Annotated in this window: 18 protein-coding genes; 15 read left to right on the forward strand and 3 right to left on the reverse strand. The window is 58.0% G+C overall.

Going from position 1 to position 21,147, the window contains the following annotated elements; genetic code table 11:
- The first annotated feature begins 104 nt into the window (after nucleotides 1–104).
- The 4 genes from J7399_RS02650 to J7399_RS02665 all read left to right on the forward strand — a co-directional run bounded on the left by J7399_RS02650 (nucleotide 105) and on the right by J7399_RS02665 (nucleotide 6,165).
- On the forward strand, nucleotides 105–1,244 hold the full coding sequence (locus J7399_RS02650; RefSeq protein ID WP_348539439.1) for a penicillin-binding protein activator: 1,140 nt from the start codon (nucleotides 105–107) through the stop codon (nucleotides 1,242–1,244).
- A complete protein-coding gene (locus J7399_RS02655; RefSeq protein ID WP_348539440.1) occupies nucleotides 1,231–4,014 on the forward strand; it encodes a [protein-PII] uridylyltransferase in 2,784 nt (927 codons plus the stop codon). Before J7399_RS02650 ends, J7399_RS02655 begins: the two co-directional genes overlap by 14 nt.
- On the forward strand, nucleotides 4,011–5,564 hold the full coding sequence (gene murJ / locus J7399_RS02660) for a murein biosynthesis integral membrane protein MurJ (RefSeq protein ID WP_209083992.1): 1,554 nt from the start codon (nucleotides 4,011–4,013) through the stop codon (nucleotides 5,562–5,564). Before J7399_RS02655 ends, murJ begins: the two co-directional genes overlap by 4 nt.
- A gap of 91 nt (nucleotides 5,565–5,655) precedes the next feature.
- Nucleotides 5,656–6,165, forward strand: coding sequence for a DUF308 domain-containing protein (locus J7399_RS02665; RefSeq protein WP_209083994.1), 510 nt, complete (start codon nucleotides 5,656–5,658; stop codon nucleotides 6,163–6,165).
- Nucleotides 6,166–6,172: 7 nt separating this feature from the next.
- On the opposite strand, the gene J7399_RS02670 is transcribed toward J7399_RS02665, so the two are convergent.
- Complete coding sequence (locus J7399_RS02670; protein ID WP_209083996.1) at nucleotides 6,173–6,859, reverse strand: rhomboid family intramembrane serine protease; 687 nt, start codon at nucleotides 6,857–6,859, stop codon at nucleotides 6,173–6,175.
- Between the two features lie 86 nt (nucleotides 6,860–6,945).
- Between J7399_RS02670 and trpS the strand changes: the two genes are divergently transcribed.
- The 3 genes from trpS (at nucleotide 6,946) to J7399_RS02685 (ending at nucleotide 9,715) form a co-directional block, all read left to right on the forward strand.
- On the forward strand, nucleotides 6,946–7,983 hold the full coding sequence (gene trpS / locus J7399_RS02675; RefSeq protein ID WP_209083998.1) for a tryptophan--tRNA ligase: 1,038 nt from the start codon (nucleotides 6,946–6,948) through the stop codon (nucleotides 7,981–7,983).
- Between the two features lie 230 nt (nucleotides 7,984–8,213).
- Nucleotides 8,214–8,828 carry a hypothetical protein gene (locus J7399_RS02680; protein ID WP_209083999.1) on the forward strand — a complete coding sequence of 205 codons (615 nt, stop codon included), beginning with the start codon at nucleotides 8,214–8,216 and terminating at the stop codon, nucleotides 8,826–8,828.
- A 161-nt stretch (nucleotides 8,829–8,989) separates the two neighbouring features.
- Entirely contained in the window at nucleotides 8,990–9,715 is a 726-nt protein-coding gene (locus tag J7399_RS02685; RefSeq protein ID WP_209084000.1) for a helix-turn-helix transcriptional regulator, read from the forward strand.
- 40 nt (nucleotides 9,716–9,755) lie between these two features.
- On the opposite strand, the gene J7399_RS02690 is transcribed toward J7399_RS02685, so the two are convergent.
- Nucleotides 9,756–10,523: an IclR family transcriptional regulator gene (locus J7399_RS02690; protein WP_209084001.1), complete on the reverse strand. Its 768-nt coding sequence runs from the start codon at nucleotides 10,521–10,523 to the stop codon at nucleotides 9,756–9,758.
- A gap of 109 nt (nucleotides 10,524–10,632) precedes the next feature.
- Here J7399_RS02690 and J7399_RS02695 point away from each other — a divergent pair, with 109 nt between their 5' ends.
- The 8 genes from J7399_RS02695 (at nucleotide 10,633) to J7399_RS02730 (ending at nucleotide 20,415) form a co-directional block, all read left to right on the forward strand.
- Nucleotides 10,633–12,234 carry a GMC family oxidoreductase N-terminal domain-containing protein gene (locus J7399_RS02695; protein ID WP_209084002.1) on the forward strand — a complete coding sequence of 534 codons (1,602 nt, stop codon included), beginning with the start codon at nucleotides 10,633–10,635 and terminating at the stop codon, nucleotides 12,232–12,234.
- A gap of 112 nt (nucleotides 12,235–12,346) precedes the next feature.
- Nucleotides 12,347–13,444 carry a TRAP transporter substrate-binding protein gene (locus J7399_RS02700; protein ID WP_247738659.1) on the forward strand — a complete coding sequence of 366 codons (1,098 nt, stop codon included), beginning with the start codon at nucleotides 12,347–12,349 and terminating at the stop codon, nucleotides 13,442–13,444.
- A gap of 90 nt (nucleotides 13,445–13,534) precedes the next feature.
- Entirely contained in the window at nucleotides 13,535–15,847 is a 2,313-nt protein-coding gene (locus J7399_RS02705; protein ID WP_209084003.1) for a TRAP transporter large permease subunit, read from the forward strand.
- On the forward strand, nucleotides 15,844–16,914 hold the full coding sequence (locus tag J7399_RS02710) for a DUF475 domain-containing protein (RefSeq protein ID WP_209084004.1): 1,071 nt from the start codon (nucleotides 15,844–15,846) through the stop codon (nucleotides 16,912–16,914). The genes J7399_RS02705 and J7399_RS02710 overlap by 4 nt, the downstream gene beginning before the upstream one ends.
- Nucleotides 16,915–16,925: 11 nt before the next feature.
- Nucleotides 16,926–18,233 (forward strand): histidinol dehydrogenase, encoded by a 1,308-nt coding sequence (hisD, locus tag J7399_RS02715; RefSeq protein WP_209084005.1) that lies wholly within the window; start codon nucleotides 16,926–16,928, stop codon nucleotides 18,231–18,233.
- Entirely contained in the window at nucleotides 18,226–18,987 is a 762-nt protein-coding gene (locus tag J7399_RS02720) for an SDR family oxidoreductase (protein ID WP_209084006.1), read from the forward strand. The genes hisD and J7399_RS02720 overlap by 8 nt, the downstream gene beginning before the upstream one ends.
- A complete protein-coding gene (locus J7399_RS02725; RefSeq protein WP_209084008.1) occupies nucleotides 18,984–19,964 on the forward strand; it encodes an alcohol dehydrogenase catalytic domain-containing protein in 981 nt (326 codons plus the stop codon). The genes J7399_RS02720 and J7399_RS02725 overlap by 4 nt, the downstream gene beginning before the upstream one ends.
- A 43-nt stretch (nucleotides 19,965–20,007) precedes the next feature.
- Nucleotides 20,008–20,415, forward strand: coding sequence for a universal stress protein (locus tag J7399_RS02730; RefSeq protein ID WP_209084010.1), 408 nt, complete (start codon nucleotides 20,008–20,010; stop codon nucleotides 20,413–20,415).
- Between the two features lie 23 nt (nucleotides 20,416–20,438).
- Here the strand turns inward: J7399_RS02730 and J7399_RS02735 are convergent, their stop codons facing one another.
- Nucleotides 20,439–20,897 (reverse strand): response regulator, encoded by a 459-nt coding sequence (locus tag J7399_RS02735; protein WP_209084011.1) that lies wholly within the window; start codon nucleotides 20,895–20,897, stop codon nucleotides 20,439–20,441.
- Between the last annotated feature and the right edge of the window lie 250 nt (nucleotides 20,898–21,147).

Here is a 21,147-nt window from a genome sequence, read left to right on the forward strand (position 1 = left end):
GTTTATTATTCGCACCAACGCCGCCCGGGCGCAATCACGGGCGCGACCCCAACGGGAGTGGAGCTTTGCCGATTTTGTCTTTTCTTAAACCTGCCACGCGCTTTGTGAAAGGGGCCGCGCTCAGCGCAGCGGTTCTTACTGTGGCAGCCTGTGATCCATCCAGCCTGAACACCGGCCAACGCATTTCGACCACGGCTCCGGTTCCGGTGGCCTTGCTCGTACCTGCAGGGTCCAGCAACTCCGGCGATGCACTTCTGGCACAAAGCCTTGAAAACGCAGCGAAGCTGGCTATCGCGGATCTGGAAGGCGTGCAAATCGACTTGCGTGTCTATCCGACTGCAGGTGATCCTGCCACTGCGCAGGCTTCGGCGCTCAAAGCCGTCGACGAAGGTGCCAAAATTATTCTTGGCCCGGTCTTCGGTGAAGCCGCAAATGCCGCCGCAACGGCTGTTGCGTCTCAGAACGTCAACGTGCTGTCATTCTCCAACAACACCACCATCGCGGGTGGCAACCTCTTCGTGTTGGGCCCGACTTTTGACAACACCGCCAATCGCCTCGTGGCTTTCGCGCGCGCAAATGGCAAAGACGGCATCATGTCCGTCTATTCCCAAAACAGCGCGGGACAGCTTGGCAATACCGCCATCAGCAACGCCATCGCCGCACAGGGCGCGCGCTCTGCAGGTGCTGTTGGTTATGAGTTTTCACAAGAAGGCGTGATCGCTGCGGTGAGCCAAATCAAACTCACTGCAGAGCAAAATCTGGCGGATGCGCTGTTTTTGACATCAAACACCTCCGGCGCCCTGCCTCTGCTGACGCAGCTTTTGCCCGAATCCGGCCTGAGCTCTGAAACCACGCAATTCATCGGCCTCACCCGCTGGGACATCCCTGCGCAAACGCTTGAACTGCCAGGTGTGCAGGGCGGTTGGTTTGCCCTGCCCGATCCTGCTTTGACAGATCAGTTCCAGAGCCGTTATGCACAGGCCTATGGCGGTCTGCCCCATCCGATTGGCGGGCTAGCCTATGACGGCATCGCAGCCATTGGTGCGCTGGTCAAATCCGGCAATGCCAATGCGCTTACCTCATCAGCCCTCACGCAGGGCGCAGGCTTTCAAGGTGTGAACGGCATCTTCCGCCTGCGGACAGACGGAACAAACGAACGCGGGCTGGCAGTGGCCACGATCCGCGACAAAAAGGTGGTAATCATTGACCCTGCCCCAACAAGATTTGCAGGTGCTGGCATCTGACGTCAGCGACATCTTTCCAGCTCCGCCAGAGGCGGGGCTGATCTGCGACGCAGATGAAATCTTCAATCGATCAGAAGTTGCTGAGGCTCTTGCCGAAATCCTGAAACAGGAAGGCAAGGAAACCGATCTGCGCAAAGAGCTGGTGGGCCTTCTGATGGCCCGCCGCAAAGCTGCCATGGCGCAGATCGCGGCGGCTTTCCGTGCAAGTCCACGCGCTGCGCGGGCGATGACCCGCTCCTACACTTGGCTCACAGATTGCCTTGTGGCAGCGGCCTTTCACGCGGCCACAAAACGCTTTCACCCCCTTGCCACCCCAACCGAAGCAGAGCGTATCGCGCTCTTTGCCGTGGGCGGCTATGGGCGCGGTGAAATGGCCCCCCAATCAGACGTCGACCTGCTGTTTTTGACGCCCTACAAGATCACACCTTGGGCGGAGAGTGTGATCGAGTCGATGCTCTACATCCTCTGGGATTTGCGTCTGAAAGTCGGCCACAGCTCCCGCACCGTGAAAGACTGTCTCCGCCTGGGGCGCGAGGATTTCACGATCCGCACGGCGCTTTTGGAGAATCGCTTCCTGCGCGGCTACGAGCCGCTTTCACAAGAACTCAACACGCGCCTTGAAGAAGAGCTCTTCAAAGGCACCGAACGAGAATTCATCGAAGCCAAGCTGGATGAGCGGGATGCCCGCCATGTGAAGCAAGGCCAGCGCTATGTGGTGGAGCCCAACGTCAAAGAAGGCAAAGGCGGTCTGCGCGACCTGCAATCGCTGTTCTGGATCGTGAAATACGTCTACCGCATCACCGATGTCTCCGAACTCGTGGCCAAGGATGTTCTGCGCAAAGATGAGCTGAAGCGCTTTGTTGCCGCAGATGATTTCCTTTGGGCCGTGCGCGGGCATCTCCACCTTCTCGCCGGACGCCCGGTGGAGCAACTCACCTTCGACATTCAGGTCGAGGTCGCAGAGTTCATGGGCTATCAGGACAAAGGCGGTCGGCGTGCCGTTGAGCACTTCATGCAGGACTATTTCCGCCACACCACTTCGGTCGGCGATCTCACCCGCATTCTGCTGACCAAACTGGAAGCGATTCACGCCAAGGGCGAACCGCTTCTGGAGCGCATTTTCCGCCGCCGCCCCCGCGTGAAGGCGGGGTATGTCGTCACCCACAACCGCCTGGATGTGCCTGATGAAAAAGCCTTTCTTGCAGATCCGCTGAATTTGTTGCGGATCTTTGAGGAAGGTTTGCGCACCGGTATGTTGATCCATCCGGATGCCATGCGGCTGGTCACAGCCAACCTGCACCTGATCGATGATAAAGTCCGTTCAGACAAGGAAGCCCAGCGCATTTTCCTCGGCCTGCTGCTCAAGCATGGCAATCCTGAGCGTGCGTTGCGCCGGATGAACGAGCTTGGCGTTCTGTCTGTTTTCATTCCGGAGTTCGAACCCATCGTAGCGATGATGCAGTTCAACATGTATCACTCCTATACCGTGGATGAGCACACCATTCAGGTGATCTCAAACTTCGCCGAGATCGAACGCGAAGAGCTGCAACAGGAACTGCCGCTCAGCTCCGAAATCCTGAAAACCGGCATCAACCGCAAGGTTCTGATGGTCGCCATGCTGCTGCACGACATCGGTAAAGGCCGTGACATAGACCATTCCGTTTTGGGCGCACAAATCGCACGCAAAGTGGCTCCGGGGCTGGGTCTCAACAAGGCGGAAAGCGAAACGGTTGAATGGCTGGTGCGCTATCACTTGTTGATGTCGGATATGGCCCAGAAACGTGACATCGCCGATCCACGTACCGTTCGTGATTTTGCCAAAGCCGTGAAAACCGTCGACCGGCTGAATCTCCTGACCGTTCTCACGGTCTGCGACATCCGTGGTGTTGGTCCGGACACATGGAACAACTGGAAAGCGGTGCTGATCCGCGCGCTTTATGGGCAGACCAAGCTTGTTCTTGAGGACGGCATGGAATCCATCACCCGCGAAAACCGCGGCGCGCAAGCGAAGAAGCTGCTGCGGCAGGAGCTGGCTGATTGGCCATCCAAAGAGCTCAAGAAAGAGACTGGCCGCCACTACGAACCTTATTGGCAGGGCCTGCACATCACCGCGCATAAAGTCTTCGCAGAGTTGCTACGCGAAATCCCGGATGATGAAGTCCGCATAGACCTGCATCCTGATGAGGATCGCGACGCAACCCGTGTTTGCTTTGCCATGGCAGATCACCCGGGGATTTTCTCCCGCATGTGCGGCGCACTGGCACTTGTGGGGGCCAACATCGTGGATGCACGCACATTCACCTCTAAGGACGGCTACGCCACTGCTGCCTTCTGGATTCAGGACGCTGAAGACAAGCCCTATGAAGCGGGCCGTTTGCCGCGCTTGCGGCAGATGATCGAAAAGACGCTGGCGGGCGAAGTGGTCACCACAGAAGCCATCAAATCGCGGGACGTCATCAAAAAACGCGAACGTGCTTTCAACGTGCCAACCACAATCAACTTCGACAACGAAGGCTCTGAGATCTATACGATTATCGAGGTCGACACACGCGACCGTGCTGGCCTTCTGTTTGACCTCACCCGCACCTTGGCCAACGCCAACGTCTACATTGCCTCAGCGGTCATTGCGACCTACGGCGAGCAGGTCGTCGACACCTTCTATGTCAAAGACATGTTCGGTCTGAAGTTCCACGCGGATGGCAAACAGAAGGGTCTTGAAAAGAAGTTACGAGACGCCATCAAAAAAGGCGCTGAGAGGGCCAACGCATGAAACCGATCCGCCTGATGCGCGGGTTTCTGACCGTCGGGTTCTGGACCTTGGCAAGCCGCATTCTGGGGTTTGCCCGTGAAATTCTCCTTCTCAGCTACATCGGCCCCGGCCCGGTGATGGACGCCTTTGTGGCAGCCTTTCGTCTGCCCAATATGTTTCGCCGCTTCTTTGCCGAAGGCGCGTTCAACGCCGCGTTTGTGCCGATGTTTTCCAAGCGCTACGAAGGCGGCGAGGATCCCGAAGGGTTTGCCAGCGACGCGCTGAGCCTGCTGAGCACGGCTGTCCTCACTCTGACAGCTACAGCCATGATTTTCATGCCCGCAATGGTATGGCTGACCGCCGATGGATTTTCTGGCGATGAGCGTTTTGACCTTACCGTGGGCTATGGCCGCATCGTCTTTCCCTACATTGTGTGCTTGTCGCTTGCCGCTTTGTTTTCCGGCGTTCTGAACGCTTCAGGGCGCTTTGCTGCCGCCGCGGCGGCGCCAGCGCTGCTCAACATCGTCATGATCCCGGCGCTTGTGATCGGGCATTGGGTCGGCGGCCCGGTGATCAACTGGCTGATCTGGTCGATCCCGGTTGGCGGTATTTTGCAGCTGGGCTTGGTCTGGATCGCCTCTCGCAAGGTTGGCTTCAACATTCGCCTCAAACTTCCGCGCTACACGCCGGAGATGTCGGAAATGGTGCGGGTGGCAGTCCCCGCCGCCTTGGCCAGCGGAGTGGTTCAAATCAATCTTCTGGTGGGTCAGCGTGTTGCGTCTGATTTCACCGGTTCGGTAGGCTGGCTCTATGCTGCTGACCGGCTTTATCAGCTCCCCCTTGGCGTGATTGGCATTGCGGTGGGCATCGTCTTGTTGCCCGACCTGTCCCGCCGCCTGAAAGCCAACGATTCCGGTGGCGCCCGTAACGCGTTTTCCCGCGCAGGCGAATTCTCCATGTTCCTGACAATCCCTTGCGCGGTGGCCTTTCTGGTGGTGCCACTGCCGTTGGTGTCGGTCCTTTTTGAACGCGGGGCGACAAGCGCGGACGACAGCGCAGCCATCGCAACCGCTCTTGCCATTTACGCCATCGGCCTGCCCGCTTTTGTTCTGCAAAAGCTTCTGCAGCCCCTGTTTTTTGCCCGTGAAGACACCAAGCGCCCCTTCCACTACGCGGTTTGGGCCATGGTTATCAACGCGGGCATCGCAATCGGTTTGGCGCCCTACCTGCAGTGGCTCGCACCTGCGATTGCAACCACAGTCGCCTCATGGATCATGGTCCTCCAACTGGCCCTGGGGGCGCGCAGCTTTGGCGACGTGGCACGCTTTGACACCCGCCTGAGGCGGCGGCTCTGGCGCATATGCGCTGCATCTGCTGCTATGGGCGGCGCCCTCTGGTGGCTGGCTGTTGCGCTTTCGCCTTGGCTTGGCACCACAGGTTGGCGCTATCTTGCGCTATTGGCCCTAATCCTGCTCGGGTCTATGGTCTATTTCCTGGTCGGCCGTGTGATTGGAGCCTTCGATCTCAAGGATCTGCGAAATGCCTCCCGCCGCAATAGACATCAAAACTAACTATTAACGGTTGCTTAAACCGCACCACTCGCCTTTAGATCGCTCCATTGATTAATTTATGGAGAGCGGAATGAAGACGTAGATCCTTTTGATGATCGTTGGCGCACTGGCCATCGTTCTTGGCATTGTCGCACTGGCCTATCCTTTTGCTGCCTCACTGACAGCCACCTTGTTTGTGGGTTGGAGCTTTGTTCTGATGGGTTTGTTGCAGATATTTGCGGCTTTTCGCGCAGACTCAACAGGCGCAAAAATAGTCGGGGGGCTGCTTGGTGTTGTGGCGGCTGCTGTTGGTGTACACATCGTTGGTGAGCCCCTGCGCGGCCTGCTGTCTCTGTCCCTGATCGCGGGCATCCTGTTTCTCGTTTCAGGTGCGTTCAAACTGGTCTTTGGGGTGGTGAGCTTTCAGGGTAGCGCCCGGCTGGCACTGGTCCTGTCAGGCGCCATCTCGGTGGTACTGGGCCTGATGGTACTCAACAACTTCCCGCAGTCAGCATCTGTGCTGCTGGGTCTGCTTCTGGCTGTCGAGATGCTGTCCAACGGGATCAGCGCAATTGCACTCGGCCTAGCCGTGCGCAACATGGAAAACGAAAACGCGGCCTAGATGATCCTCATTGGCGGCGGATTTTCTCAACGATCCGCTGCCAGCCACCCGGGGTCAGCGCAAAAGACATCGTGAAGCCCGCGCCAAACCCGATCACATCCGCAACCCAATCAGGGGCACCGCCAAAAATCAGCCCGAACACCAGCTGGATCGCCACCAACATCCCAATCAGGGAAAAGGCACGGGCCTGAGGCGCACCAACGGCACCAAGCCGTGTCCACATCAAGAATGTGAACGCTCCAATCAGGCCATAAACACCGGGATAGCTGCCAAGCAACGGGACAGCGCTGCCCAAAATCACCGCATAGCCCAGCGCGCCCACGGACCCGGAGATCACAAAAATTGCCAAGGTCGCCCAGCCAGAAAACACCTCGCCGACCATCTTTCCCATCGCCAGCAGCAACACACCGCCAAACAGCGCATGAGTGAAATTGCCATGCACAAACAGATAGCTGACAAAACGCACAACATGCTCCAATGGCCAGTTACCAGTGGTCATCATCCAATCGAAGATTTCAGCTGAAAACGCATAGCGCTGGATCGCTTCCAGACGCCAGCCCACCGCCGTTGGCCCGCCCACAATCCCTTGCGAGCCCAGCCACAACACGGCCTCCACCCCCGCCAGAATGAGGAACAATGCCGTCACAACGGGCGGCAGCGGGTTGATGGGGCTTTGATCGTCGGGATGTGACATGCCTGTACTCCTTGCCCGTACTTCTTGACGGGGTTTGACCTCGTAGGTAAGCCAAGCGCGTTAACAAATCCAGACGGAGTATTCCTATGAACGAGGCGGTCCAAACGTCCTCCACCTTTACCCCACGCGTCTTTTCCGGGATCCAACCCTCGGGCGGCCTGACGCTGGGCAATTATCTTGGCGCGATGAAGCGCTTTGTCGACATGCAAGAGGCCGGTACGCATGAGACCGTCTACTGCATGGTTGACCTGCACGCGATCACCGTCTGGCAAGATCCTGAGAAGCTGCGCCATGCGACACGCGAGCTCTGTGCAGGCTTTATCGCCGCCGGCATCGACCCACAGAAATCCATTCTATTCAATCAGTCGGCCGCACCTGAACACGCGCAGCTTGCCTGGGTCTTCAACTGCGTCGCCCGTATGGGCTGGATGCAGCGCATGACGCAGTGGAAAGACAAGGCAGGTAAAAACCAGCAGAACGCCTCTCTGGGCCTGTTTGCCTACCCTGCCCTGATGGCGGCGGACATTCTGATCTATCACGCCACCCACGTACCGGTGGGCGAAGATCAGAAGCAGCACCTTGAGCTGACCCGCGATGTGGCGATCAAGTTCAACCACGACTATGGCGTGGACTTCTTTCCGGTCACCGAGCCGGTGATCGAAGGTGCTGCCACTCGCGTCATGTCTCTGCGCGATGGCTCCAAAAAGATGTCCAAATCTGACCCGTCAGATGCCTCTCGCATCAACATGACTGATGACGCGGACACCATCGCCAAGAAGATCCGCAAGGCCAAAACCGATCCGGAAGGCCTGCCTTCTGAAGCCGAAGGTCTGGAGGATCGTCCAGAGGCCCGCAACCTGGTGAACATCTACGCTGCCCTGTCAGAACAGTCAGTGGAGCAGGTGCTGGCAGAGGTCGGCGGCAAGCAGTTCTCGGAGTTCAAACCGATGCTTTCCGAATTGGCTGTTGAGAAGCTCGCTCCGATCTCCACCGAGATGGCGCGTCTCATGCAGGATCAGGCAGAGATCGACAAAATCCTTGCCCATGGCGCAGGCCAGGCCCGCGAGCTCGCTGCACCGATCCTGAAGAAAACATATGAGATTGTCGGCATGGTCGGCGCCTGAGCGCTAGATCAGACCGTGTAACCAGTTCGGGGCTCGCCAGCGTTGGCGGGCCCCTATTTTGTTCAAGACCGCTCCACGCGGCACCCCGCGACAGAGCGGGCGCAGCGCCTCTCGGCTCTCCCTCTCGAGCCGGCGCAAACCTACCCGCAAATAGATCAGTCGTGAGATTGCGGCGTTTTATGCTATATTGACAGGATCGTTTTGTTGATTGGTTTTGTAGCGGTTTTCTTATGAGTGGATTTGCCAATGTGTTGCGGCGGATAACACCTTCGCAAGAAGGCGTTCTGAATATCGCGGAAATGGCGCGTGCCTTTATCGGGACCTGCCTCGCGATCACTTGGCTTCTCGTGCTCTATGCCTTCACCATCTGGATGGTCGTTGGCAGCCTCAGCACAATCCTGCTTCATGATGAATTTGTCGCCGCAGAGATTGAAGGCACCTTCCAGGATATCGCCTTGGCCGAACAGCAGGTTGTCATGCAGCAGGAAACGATCTGGCGACAGCTGGATGAGGTGGATCACTACGAAAACCTTGAATTTAACGCCAACCAAAGGTCAGCGAATTTCGCGACTTCTGATGATTGGGTCTCATATGTCGATTTTCATAGCGCAACCTCTCCGCAATCCATCGACTACTACGCCTCACTCGCGCTTTGGGAGTTTGTTGAGACTGAACTGTTCCACATGGCCCAGGCCGAGTGCCAGAGAGACGGCAAAGATGCGAACTCAATCACCAATAGGTTCTGCCGGGAAATCGAAAATCTCGATGAACAGAATGATCGCCTCTATGGCATGCGGCTCGACATAGAGACCTCCGATCTCATGGCATATCGCGAAAACCTCTAAAAAAAGCCACGACAATCCGAAACGAGCACCCGCTCAGCCAGCACATCACGGCAATCGGGTTCTTTTACCGCTGGGGCTACACCTATCTGATCTACCTGCCACGCCCGGTCATGGTGATGGTTTTGACCATGTCGATGGGCATTTTGGGCAGCGTCATTACCATGACCTGGAAACTCCTTGGCAGCGACAAACTGAGCATCCGCAGCCTTGCCATGTTGCCTCTGGTCGGCTGTATGAGCGCCTTTGTCATCCTTGTGTTTGCCAAAGCGGGGCAAATCACGCTCTCAACGGGGATCGACCCGGGCTCACTCAATCCGTTTTTCATCTCCTTTCTGGGCATCATTTCCGGGCTTCTCTCCGAAAGCGCCTATGCGCGCATGGCCCAGATTGGTCATCGCTTCTTTGAAGCTTCTGATGACATCACCCGCTGGGGAATTGGGCTGGACGCCATCGCGCAGAGCGAAGGTCTCAGCCCTGATGACCTGTCCTCCATCCTCGGCATCCATCCTTCAGATCTGCAAAACATCCTGAGCGGGGAAAGCCCGGCAACGCCGGAACATCAGACACTCATCGCAGCAGCGCTGCGCCGCCCGGTCGAGACTTTATTCACCGATCTGCGTCCACATCCGAACCAAGAGGTTGACCCTCCTCTCCCGCTCCAGAATGGCAATCTTGTCTCCGACCAGAGCTACACCAAGGTTCTGCAGGCGCTATTGGACAATGGAGAGAAAGACCTCGAAGCCCTTGCCGCAGAGTTGGACGCCCAGACAGGAGAACTCTCTGATGTTCTGTCAGGCAATGCCGCGGTGCCGGAAGGGTGGAAACCAATCATTCAAAAGTTCGCTCAGAGCACCCCCACAGATCCAACAGCCAACGGCAGCGATTGAGCGGTCGCCGCTTAGATAGCACGCCCAACACGTCGAAAAACTACGATTGCTCAAAAAGCGCTGCGCTCAGCCGCTTGGCCGCAGCGTGAAGCACATCAACCCGCTCTACAGCTTCCGAAAGTTTGACCCGCTGCGTCGGCCCATGAAATGCGAGGGCGGAGACAAACCGTCCAGCCGGATCTTTCACCGGTACGGCCAGTGCCACCATACCTTCCAAAAACTCCTCCTGATCTAGCGCGTAGCCCTGCCGCGCGATCAAAGCGAGTTCTTCGAGCAGGCTTTCCTGCGACGTATGTGTCGCCTCTGTCATGCCTTCCAAGGTCAGCGTCGCAACAAATCTCTTGCGGGCAGCAGGTGCCAGACTCGCCAGAAAGCTCTTCCCACTTGCGGTGCAGTGAAACGGTACATGGGTGCCAATCGGCAGCTGAATGCGAAACGCCCAATCGGTTTCCACGCGATCCAGATAGCTCATACCCGCATCTTCCGGCACCACATAGTTCACCGTCTCACCGATCTGATGCGCCACATCCAAAAGGATCTGCCGTCGGGCGATGTGGTCGCGAGAATTATAGAGCAAACCTGCCCCAAGCTCGCGCAACCGGCGCGCCACCTGAAAGCGACGTGAATTGCCTTGGCGAGTAAGAAATCCGTTCTGCTCCAGCGTTGCACAGAGGCGATGCACAGTCTGCTTGGGCAAGCCAAGCGCGGCATTGATCTCCGTTGCGGTCATCGCCTGATCGCTGCGCCCGAGGATCTCGAGGATCATCAGCGTGCGCAGATTGGTCGGTATGCGGTCAGTCTCGGCCATCTTTCCCTTAGGTAATAAAGGTTTTGATTTATGCGTGAATCACTGTAGCGTCAATAATTGAGCAAAAAACAAGACAAAAAGTCTCATTTTTTGACTTTTGGGAGGAAAATTGGAGTTTGACTACGTTGTAGTGGGCGCCGGCTCAGCCGGATGTGTTCTTGCCAACAGGCTCTCAGCAGACGGGCGGTATACCGTTGCGCTGCTGGAGGCTGGCCCGCGCGACAGCAACCCATGGATCCATATCCCCGTCGGTTATTTCCGCACCATGGGGAACCCAAACACCGACTGGCGTTATCAGACACAACCCGATCCCGGCATCGCGGGGCGCTCCATTCCATGGCCGCGCGGGCGGGTGCTGGGTGGCTCCAGCTCCATCAACGGGTTGCTCTATGTTCGCGGACAGGCGCAGGACTACGACGGATGGGCGCAGCTTGGCTGCACCGGTTGGGCCTGGGATGATGTGCTGCCCTATTTTCAACGTTCAGAGCGCTGGGAAGGCGAAGATTGCTCTGGCCTGCGCGGCACAAACGGGCCTCTATCTGTGCAAAACTCCCGCCTTACACGGGAGGTTGTCGATCTTTGGGTCGACGCGGCGGAGGCAGCAGGCTACCGACGCAACCCCGATTACAACGGCGCAGATCAAGAAGGTGTGGGCTACTTTCAGCTCACAATGCGAGGTGGGCGACGGTGCTCCTCGGCAGTTGCCTACCTCGCGCCTGCGCGCCACAGACACAACCTTGAGATACTCACCGAAGCGCAAACCGAGAAAGTACTCTTTCAAAATGGCCGCGCCACCGGTGTGCGGGCGCGCCTGAAAGGCAAGCCGCAAGACATAACCGCGCGTGGCGAGGTCATCCTAAGCGCTGGGGCCATTGGTTCCCCGCAGATACTGATGCTTTCCGGCATCGGAGACCCGGATACGCTCGCACCCCATGGCATCTCGCCCAAAGCTGCGCTGAAAGGGGTCGGCAAAAACCTGCAGGATCATCTGCAGGCACGCCCCGTCTTCAAAACCCGCCTCAGCACCATCAATGTTGAGACCAGCAATATCCTCAAACAGGCGGCCATCGCCCTGCAATACGCTGCTACCCAGCGCGGCCCGATGACCATGGCCGCAAGCCTTGGCACGGGGTTTCTCAAAACCGCTGAGCATCTTGAGACGCCGGACATCCAGTTTCACATTCAACCGTTCAGCGCGGACAGCCCCGCAGAGGGTGCTCATAAGTTCTCCGCCTTCACGGCCTCGGTGCTGCAACTGCGCCCGGAAAGTGCAGGACATCTGGAGTTGAAATCCGCCAATATCGATGATCACCCAGAGATCCATCCGAACTACCTTGCCTCCGACACCGATTGCCACACCATCGTGAAAGGCATTCAGATCGCGCGGAAAATAGCGCAGACCGAGCCGCTAAAGTCGCAAATCACCGAAGAATACGCACCGGGCCGCGAAATTGCCTATGACGATGAGGCGGGCACATTGGATTGGGCACGCAACACCGCAGTCACAATTTATCACCCCACAGGCACTTGCAAAATGGGCACGGATCCCATGGCCGTGGTGGACGCGCGCCTGCGGGTGATTGGGGTCGACGGCCTGCGCATTGCGGATGCCTCCATCATGCCTCGCATTGTCAGCGGCAACACCAATGCACCCGCCATCATGATTGGCGAGAAAGCCAGCGACCTCATTTTGGAGGACGCGGCCCCATGACCAGAATTCGGAAGAGGAAGGGCAACATGCCACCAAAGACAACACCAGGTTAGTGCCTTCGGCCCTGGTGAGACAAAAACACGTCCAGAAGGCACACATCTAGGGAGGAAACATGATGTTCAAGTTGAAATCCGTTGCGGTGGGGGTCGCTACCCTCGCCCTAACCGCCTCAGCGGCGGTCGCTGAAACCGTGATCAGAGTACAATCCGTGATCCCGGCGCAGGCGGATGAAGTGCATATGCTGAATGAATTTGCTGCAGATGTCGCCGCGCTGACTGATGGGTCAGTCAAAATCGAAGTGCTGCCCGCAGGTGCCGTGGTCGGCGTGCGCGAGACACTGGATGCGGTGGACAGCGGCCTGATCGAAGGCGGCTTTGCCTGGACCCACTATTGGGGCGGCAAACACCCTGCGGCCAACCTCTTTGGTGCCCCCATCGCGGGCGCAGGTGTTGGCCTTGATAACATCGCCTTCATGTCCTGGTTCCAATACGGCGGGGGCAAAGAGCTCTATGACCGCCTGTGGGATGAGATGGGTGTGAATGTGAAGGGCTTCATGCTTCAGCCGGTTGGCCCGGAAGCACTGGGATGGTTCCCCGAGCCGATTGCCTCCATGGACGACTTCCGCAAACTACGCTTCCGCGCGCCGCCCGGCATGGTCGGCAAAGCCTATAGCGACATCGGCGTCGCCGCCGTGGCTATGGGCGGCGGGGACATCCTGCCTGCCCTTGAGAAAGGCACAATTGATGCGGCCGAATGGTGCTGCCCCAAGCCTGACTCCGTCTTTGGCTTCCAGAAGGTGCTGAAGCACTACTACCTGCAAGGTCTGCACCAGGTTGTTGTGAACGCTGACCTTTACATCAACGGCGACGTCTACGACGGGCTGACCGATGGCGAAAAGAAAGCGCTGGAAGTTGCGGCCAACGCCTCTCTCTCCAAAGCGATGTCCTACCGCATCTATGAAAACGGCAAGGCGCTGAAGGATCTGACCGAAAACCACGGCGTGCAGCTGCACGACACGCCAACAGATTACTTCACCGAATACATGAACGCCGCCCAAGCCTCTCTGGAAGCGGCTGCTGCGGAAAATGAGTTCTTCGCAGAAGTCTGGCAGTCCCAAAAGGACTTTGCAGAAATCGCCGTCCCATTTTGGGCGGGGGCACAGACCTCCAATGCGAACCTCGGCAAGGCCTTCGCTGACAGCCTGAAGTAAGGCTGGCCACACGCGACTGGGAAGCCCTGACCACGCTCGGGGCTTTCCAAAGCACTCAGAAATCCAGAACTTCCAACAAGGGCGGGTCTCATGGCCGAAGAGGTGTTTCCGGACGAACTCGACATCACAGACGAGTTGATTGCCGAAAGACGAACAGAGCAGCCGGGCGAAACACCCGAGGACATGACCCCATGGCAAAGACCGATCACGGCCGCCATTGACGTTCTCAACATGTGGGCAGGCCGTCTGATTTGTCTGCTGATGATCCCGCTGATCCTGGCCATCGTGTTTGAGGTCTTCTCGCGCAATATGTTTGCGATCCTCACACAGAACGGCATGCACGACGTTGCCACCGCCTGGGGCCTTGGTCCAACGCTTTGGGTATATGACATCAGCCGAATGATCGGTGGGGTGCTCTTTATGGCCGCCGCGGGTTACGCCCTTCTGCGCGGCGTGCACATCCGTGCCGATTTCCTCTACCGCACATGGTCTCCCAAGACACAGGCCACCGTCGACGCGACGCTCTACATGGCGTTCTACCTGCCTGCGATGTTGTTCTTCACATGGGTGTCGACCGAATACTGGCTCAAGGCCTTCCTCGTGAACGAGACCGCAGCTGACAGCACATGGGCCCCCATTCTCTGGCCTGCGCGTCTTGCCATGCCCGTCGGCGCAGCCCTTCTATTCCTGCAAGGTTTCCCCGAACTCTTCCGCGCGTTTCACCAGATGGGCAAAGAGCGGGAGCGCGTCTTCCTGCGCATCCTGCCCTTCTATGTAATCGCTCTCGCGACAGTCACCGTAGGGGTGTTCTTTCCCGATGTCCTGCCGCTCGGCGACGTTTGGGAAAGCGTGTTTGGCAAAGGTCCCGGCATCGCAAAACCCACCATTGGTCTGATCATGCTCGCAGTGATGCTGTTTGCGATTTTTGTCGGCTTCCCAATCTCCTTCACGCTTATCTTTCTTGGCTTTGTCTTCGGCACATGGGGCGCGAATTTCAAACTCGCGACCTTCCTGATGACGCTGCAAACCAACTCCGTGATGCTGTCTGATCAGCTTGTCGCCGTACCGCTCTTTATTTTTATGGGCATTGTCATGGAGCAAGCAGGCCTGATGGAGCGCCTGTTCCAAGCGGTTCAGATGATGATGAGCCGCACCCGCGGCGCGCTCTTCATCGCCGTCTTGTTTGTCTCCACAATCTTTGCCGCGGCCACTGGTATCGTTGGTGCCTCGGTCACCATTCTCGGCATTATGGCTGCGCGTACCATGAACAAATCCGGCTACGACGTGCGCCTTGCCGCAGGCACCATCACCGCAGGGGGCACCCTTGGCATCCTGATCCCCCCGTCCATCATGCTGATCGTGATGGGGCCGGTGCTCGAAGTGCCGGTCACAGACCTCTTCCGCGCAGCCATCATCCCCGGGATTATGCTTGCCGGACTTTACCTCCTTTATTCCTTGGGCCGTTGCTGGCTCAACCCAGATCTCGGCCCCATTCTGCCTCCGGAAGAGCAGCCCGAAACCTCGCAATACTACCTGTTGGAAGTGGTGCTGGTGATGGCATCACTGGTCTTCCTGATCTGGCTCATCACCCGTGGATTGGTCGAAGGCTTTGGCTTCCCGCTCGGCGCTCTGGTGGTACCCGTCGGCTGGGTCGGGATCATGTTCGCCGTCTATGGCTGGATGAACAAAGCGCGCCCCGGCGGCTTCTACTTCTCAGAGCTTTGGTATGAATTCTTCATGGGCCTTGTGCCGCCAACGGTTCTCATTGCCTTCGCGCTTGGCTCCATTCTGGCAGGCTGGGCCACCCCTGCCGAAGCCTCTGCCTGCGGAGCTTTTGGAGCGATTGTCCTCTCCGTGCTCTATCGCAAGTTCACCATTCCGGGACTTTATGATGCGCTGCTCAAAAGTCTTGAGATCACCGTGCTGATCATGTTTCTCGTGGCGGCCTCTAACTTCTTCGGCGCGGTGTTCTCCAACCTTGGCACACCCAAGATGCTGACCGAGTTGCTCCTGTCGCTCGATATGAGCCCAGTGCTCATCCTGATGCTGATCATGGCGCTGATCTTCCTGCTGGGCTGGCCTCTGGAATGGGTGCCCATCGTGCTCATCATCGTGCCGATCCTGATCCCCACGGTCACCTCACTGGACCTCGGCTTTGAAAACACCAATGATCTTCTGGTCTGGTTCGCCATCCTCGTGGCCGTGAACCTGCAAACCGCCTGGCTTAGCCCACCCGTGGCGCTCTCAGCCTACTTCCTCAAAGGCGTCGTTCCTGAGTGGGATCTCCGAGACATCTACTTTGGCATGATGCAATTCATGGTGATCCAGCTGATCGGCCTCACCCTGATCTTCCTCTTCCCGCAAATCGCCCTCTGGCTGCCGAACTTCATTTACGGGCAATGACCATGCAGGCACAAAAATCTCCTTTGGCCTATCTGAAATGGGCGCTGATTGTCACCGTGGTGGGCTTGTTCCTCTCCGCATGGCTGGGCTGGGAAACCGAAGGCACCATCAACGCGATAATCTCCTTCCTGTTGATCGGTGCTGTGCTCGCGGCTTTGGAAATCGCCCTCTCGTTTGACAACGCCATCGTCAACGCAAACAAACTCGAAGACATGACCCCTGTCTGGCAGCGCCGCTTCCTCACTTGGGGCGTCCTCATCGCCGTCTTCGGCATGCGGATCGTCTTCCCGCTCCTGATCGTCACCGTTTTTGCCTGGCTCACGCCCCTCGAAGCCCTGCGCCTCGCCCTGATCGCACCAGAGCAATACAGCCACATCATGCATCAGTCCCACAGCTCTATCGCGGCCTTTGGTGGGACATTCCTGATGATGGTTTCCCTCACCTTCTTTGTAGATGAAGACAAATCCGTGGACTGGCTCAAAGGCCTAGAGTGCCGTCTCAAAAAATGCGGCTCCGTGCGCGGCTTTGAAATCGCGCTGGTTCTGGTGATCGTCGTCGGAATCTCCATGGCGCTACCGGAATACAAACGCACAAATTTCCTCTTTTCAGCCATCATGGGCCTCCTGGTCTTTACCATGGTGGACGGGCTCGGCACATTTCTCGACAACTCCAACAAAGCCATGATCAACGCCGGAGCAAAGGGCGGCTTTGGCGCGTTCATGTACCTTGAGGTGCTCGACGCGAGCTTCTCCTTTGACGGCGTGATCGGGGCCTTTGCGCTGACCTCCAACATCATCCTGATCGCCATCGGCCTTGGAATCGGCGCGATGTATGTGCGCTCCATGACCATCATGCTCGTGGAGAATGGCACCTTGCAGCACTTCCGCTACCTCGAACACGGCGCCTTTTACTCCATCTTCGCTCTCGCCCTGATCATGTTCATGCAATCGCTCTGGCATGTTCCCGAGATGATAACCGGCGGCGTGGGGGTGATGATGATCGGCTTGGCGCTCTTCTCCTCCATCAGACACAACCAACGCGAAAACAACGAACTTTCCCGCTCATGAGGATCCCATCAATGGCTCGCACCTATCTGAAGAAAGCAACGCTGACACCAAAATCCGATGCCACTGACGTGCATGAAACCGTGAAAACGATCCTGAATGACATTGAGGCCGGGGGCGATGCGAAAGCGCTGGACTATGCGGCCAAGTTTGATCAATACGACGGCCCAACACTGATGACGCAAACCGACATAGACCGCGCAGCAGAGCTGGTGCCAGACAAGCTCAAGGATGACATCCTCTTTGCCTATGACAACGTGCGCCGCTTTGCTGAGATGCAAAAAGGCACGGTGCAAAATTTTGAAACGGAGCTGATCCCCGGTTTCATCACCGGGCAAAAAGCCATCCCCGTCGACGCCGCCGGGTGCTACGTGCCCGGCGGGCGCTACAGCCATATCGCCAGCGCCATCATGACAGTCACCACTGCCAAAGTCGCCGGTTGCCGTCACATCACCGCCTGCTCCCCGCCTCAGCCCGGGGTCGGTGTTGCTCCGGCCATTGCCTATGCCGCCCATATCTGCGGCGCAGACTGCATTCTCGCCATGGGCGGCGTGCAGGGGGTGGCGGCGATGACCTTTGGCCTCTTTGGCCTGCCCAAAGCTAATATCCTCGTCGGCCCCGGCAACCAGTTTGTGGCCGAAGCCAAACGCATCCTCTTTGGCCGCGTTGGCATCGACATGATCGCCGGCCCCACCGACAGCCTCATCCTCGCGGATGGCACCGCTGATCCTCATATCGTCGCCACAGATCTCGTCAGCCAGGCGGAGCATGGCTACAACTCTCCGGTCTGGCTGGTCACCGATGACCGCACCTTGGCCGAGGAGGTGCTCACCCGTGTGCCCGATCTGATCGCAACCTTGCCCGAGGTGAACCGCGACAACGCCACAGCAGCCTGGCGCGACTATGCTGAAGTTATCCTGTGTGAAAACCGCGAAGACATGGCTGCCACCTCGGATGAATACGCCCCCGAGCACCTCACCGTACAGGCCGCTGACCCTGATTGGTGGCTCGACCGCCTGACCTGCTACGGCTCGCTGTTCTTAGGCGAAGAAACCACCGTCTCTTACGGCGACAAGGCCGCAGGCACCAATCATGTGCTGCCCACTTCCCGCGCCGCCAGCTACACCGGCGGACTGTCTGTGCACAAATATATGAAGATCGTGACTTGGCAGCGCGCTACCCGCGAGGGATCGCGGCCAGTCGCAGAAGCCACCGCGCGCATTTCCCGCCTTGAAGGCATGGAAGGCCACGCCCGCGCCGCAGACGCCCGCCTTGCCAAATACTTCCCCGGTGAGAACTTCGACCTCTCTGCCAATGGATGACCCGCGCGCGCTCTTTGATCTGACGGGCAAGACCGCCTGCATCACGGGCGCCAGCTCCGGCCTTGGCCGCCGCGCGGCGCTTGCCCTCGCTGTAGCAGGGGCAAACGTGATTGGCGTTGCCCGTCGTAAAACAGAGCTGCTGACATTGGTAGACGAGATCGGCGAACAAGCTGGGTTTGTCGCCTTTGACATCACAAACCGGAACGATCTCTCCAAACTCAGAACAGCCGTTTCAGCCCCCTTCGGGCCGCCTGACATCCTCATACACGCCGCAGGGATCAACACGCGCCAGCCCGCAGATGAGGTGACCCCGGAAGGCTGGGATGTCACGCTGAACCTAAACCTTACCGCCCCTTTCTTCCTCAGCCAGACCTTTGCGCCTGCCATGAAAGCCAAGAGCTGGGGCCGCATCGTCACCTTTGCCTCGTTACAGACCACCCGCGCCTTCCCCGGTGGGATCGCCTATGGCGCAAGTAAGGCAGGTATCGCCCAGCTTACGCGCGCCATGGCAGAGGCTTGGTCGCCCCACGGTATCACCGCCAATGCAATCGGCCCCGGCTTCTTTCCCACGGAACTCACACAGCCGGTGTTTGACGATCCCGACCGCGCAGCCCGCAACGCCGCTCGAACCTGCGTCGGCCGCAACGGCGAGCTAACTGACATCGACGGCCCGCTTTTGTTTCTTTGCTCAGACGCTTCCGCCTATACTACCGGACAGGTCCTGATGGTCGACGGAGGATATACCGCAAAATGAAAGCCCTGATCTACGACGCGCCCCACACCCTCCGCTTTCAAGACGTCCCCATGCCCGCGATGCAGGAAAGGGATGTGCTGGTCCGTGTGGAAGCCGTCGGGATCTGCGGCTCTGATATGCACGCATTCCTTGGCCATGACAGCCGCCGCCCAGCCCCGCTGATCCTTGGCCATGAGGCCGCGGGCGTGATTGAAGAAGGGCCTGAGAAAGGCCGGCGGGTCACAATCAACCCGCTGGTGTCATGTGGCGACTGTGCCGCGTGCCACACCGGCCGGGAAAACCTCTGCCCTCAGCGGCAGATCATCTCCATGCCCCCGCGTGAGGGGGCCTTCGCTCAATTTGTCGCCATCCCGCCGAGCAATCTTGTCACCGTGCCGGATGACATTGCTTTGCCAAAGGCCTCTCTGGCAGAGCCTTTGGCGGTGGGCTGGCACGCCGCGCGGTTGGGGCTCGAAGCCCTTCATCCGGCAATGGAGCCACGCGCTCTTGTGCTTGGCGGCGGTGCGATTGGATTGGCGAGCTACCTATGCCTACGCGCCCAAGGGCTACCTACGGTGGACATTATCGAGCCCAACCCCGAGCGCGCAGAATTCCTGAGCGCACACTGCGATGCACGCATACTCGCAAAACCAGATCGGACCGCACCCCTCGTGGTGGACGCAGTTGGCATCGCGGCCACGCGGGCTGCGGCATCAACCCACGTTGAACCCGGCGGGGTCATCACGCATATCGGATTAGGAGACGATGCAGGCGGATTGGACATCCGGCGCATGACGCTTCAGGAAGTGACATTCATCGGGACCTACACCTATTCCATGCAGGATTTCCGCGACACAGCACAGGCTATTTTTGCTGGCGAACTCGGCGCGTTGGAATGGTTTGAGGAACGGCCACTGGAAAGCGGCCCAGTCACCTTTGAAGCGTTACACGCCGGACGCGTCGCCGCGCCAAAAGTGATACTGGCTCCTTGGGATTAGGCACCTAAGCCGGTCTTTTTGGGGCAGCGCAAAGGAGATGACGATGTACGACAAAATCCTCGTGCCCATGGCACTCAACCATGACATTTCGCCGGAAACTCTGACCGCAGCGAAGGCGCTCAGCAAACCGGGTGGCGAGATCATTGCGCTTCATGTCTACGAAGCCCCCCACAGCATGGCCAAAGCCGCATTGGGAGAGAAGATGCTGCAACAGGGTTTTGACACCGCCAAAACCCTGCTCGAAGAAAAGACCGCGGCCCATCCAGAAGTGAATCCGGTGATTGTGACCGGGCACTGCTACCGTACGATTGTGGAATATGCCGCGGACAATAACATCGGCTGCATTGTCATGGCCTCTCACAAGCCTGATTTCTCGGATTATCTGCTTGGATCAACCGCGGCGCGGGTGGTGCGCCATGCTGCCTGCTCAGTGCTGGTCTATCGCAGTTAAAGAACTTTAGCGGAGCGGTACGCTTAAGACGCCTTTGCAAAGATACCGTTTTGATCTTCGATCTCGGTCTTCAGCACGCCTCGCAAGTCCTGCAAAGACAGCGGCTTGCTAAGGACTTCGCCCACGTTCAAGGCGCGCGCGCCAGCAATCAACTGAGCGGCATGCGCGGAAGCACTCGGCCCACCCGTAATGAAGCGAATACGCAAATCGCGATCGATTTTGTTGAGCGACTGAATAACTTCGATACCGTCCATCACCGGCATCTGGATATCCACCAAAAGCAGCGCAGGGCCGCGCTCTTCCCGGACTTTTGCAAGCAGTTCCACCCCATTTTGGCAAATGGTCACAGACCACCCTTCCAAAATGGCAACTTCAGAGCAGAACTCCGCAAAATCAGCATTATCGTCGGCAATATATAACCGCATCTTATGTCCACCCGACAAAACAAAGGCGCTCTCTACACTTGAAAGATGTAGTGTCAAGAGGCGCAGTCACGGCCTGAGTCATTCCAGCCCCTTCATTCGTTAACAAATGCCCCGGGTAATAAAGATTAACAGAAGTCGCGCGCGGTACTCTTGGCGAATTTTCGCCATCTTCGCCCCGTTCGACAAAGTCTTCCCAGTATACCCCAACCCAACAACCCAAAGGTGTTTGCGCTAACGAGATCATGGGCGTATATCCAGCCTCGCTTTTGCGAGTTTAGGGAAAATCAGGACATTTGCCTCACCAAGG

It is taken from the genome of Shimia sp. R9_1, assembly GCF_017743775.1.
Classification (GTDB): domain Bacteria; phylum Pseudomonadota; class Alphaproteobacteria; order Rhodobacterales; family Rhodobacteraceae; genus Shimia.

What these genes read in the sequence shown, in the direction of transcription:
- murJ (WP_209083992.1), top strand. Translation starts at nt 4,011, where the DNA reads ATGAAACCGATCCGCCTGATGCGCGGGTTTCTGACCGTCGGGTTCTGG.
- J7399_RS02665 (WP_209083994.1), top strand. Translation starts at nt 5,656, where the DNA reads ATGATCGTTGGCGCACTGGCCATCGTTCTTGGCATTGTCGCACTGGCC.
- J7399_RS02670 (WP_209083996.1), bottom strand. Translation starts at nt 6,859, where the DNA reads ATGTCACATCCCGACGATCAAAGCCCCATCAACCCGCTGCCGCCCGTT.
- trpS (WP_209083998.1), top strand. Translation starts at nt 6,946, where the DNA reads ATGAACGAGGCGGTCCAAACGTCCTCCACCTTTACCCCACGCGTCTTT.
- J7399_RS02680 (WP_209083999.1), top strand. Translation starts at nt 8,214, where the DNA reads ATGAGTGGATTTGCCAATGTGTTGCGGCGGATAACACCTTCGCAAGAA.
- J7399_RS02685 (WP_209084000.1), top strand. Translation starts at nt 8,990, where the DNA reads ATGACCTGGAAACTCCTTGGCAGCGACAAACTGAGCATCCGCAGCCTT.
- J7399_RS02690 (WP_209084001.1), bottom strand. Translation starts at nt 10,523, where the DNA reads ATGGCCGAGACTGACCGCATACCGACCAATCTGCGCACGCTGATGATC.
- J7399_RS02700 (WP_247738659.1), top strand. Translation starts at nt 12,347, where the DNA reads ATGATGTTCAAGTTGAAATCCGTTGCGGTGGGGGTCGCTACCCTCGCC.
- J7399_RS02705 (WP_209084003.1), top strand. Translation starts at nt 13,535, where the DNA reads ATGGCCGAAGAGGTGTTTCCGGACGAACTCGACATCACAGACGAGTTG.
- J7399_RS02710 (WP_209084004.1), top strand. Translation starts at nt 15,844, where the DNA reads ATGACCATGCAGGCACAAAAATCTCCTTTGGCCTATCTGAAATGGGCG.
- hisD (WP_209084005.1), top strand. Translation starts at nt 16,926, where the DNA reads ATGGCTCGCACCTATCTGAAGAAAGCAACGCTGACACCAAAATCCGAT.
- J7399_RS02720 (WP_209084006.1), top strand. Translation starts at nt 18,226, where the DNA reads ATGGATGACCCGCGCGCGCTCTTTGATCTGACGGGCAAGACCGCCTGC.
- J7399_RS02725 (WP_209084008.1), top strand. Translation starts at nt 18,984, where the DNA reads ATGAAAGCCCTGATCTACGACGCGCCCCACACCCTCCGCTTTCAAGAC.
- J7399_RS02730 (WP_209084010.1), top strand. Translation starts at nt 20,008, where the DNA reads ATGTACGACAAAATCCTCGTGCCCATGGCACTCAACCATGACATTTCG.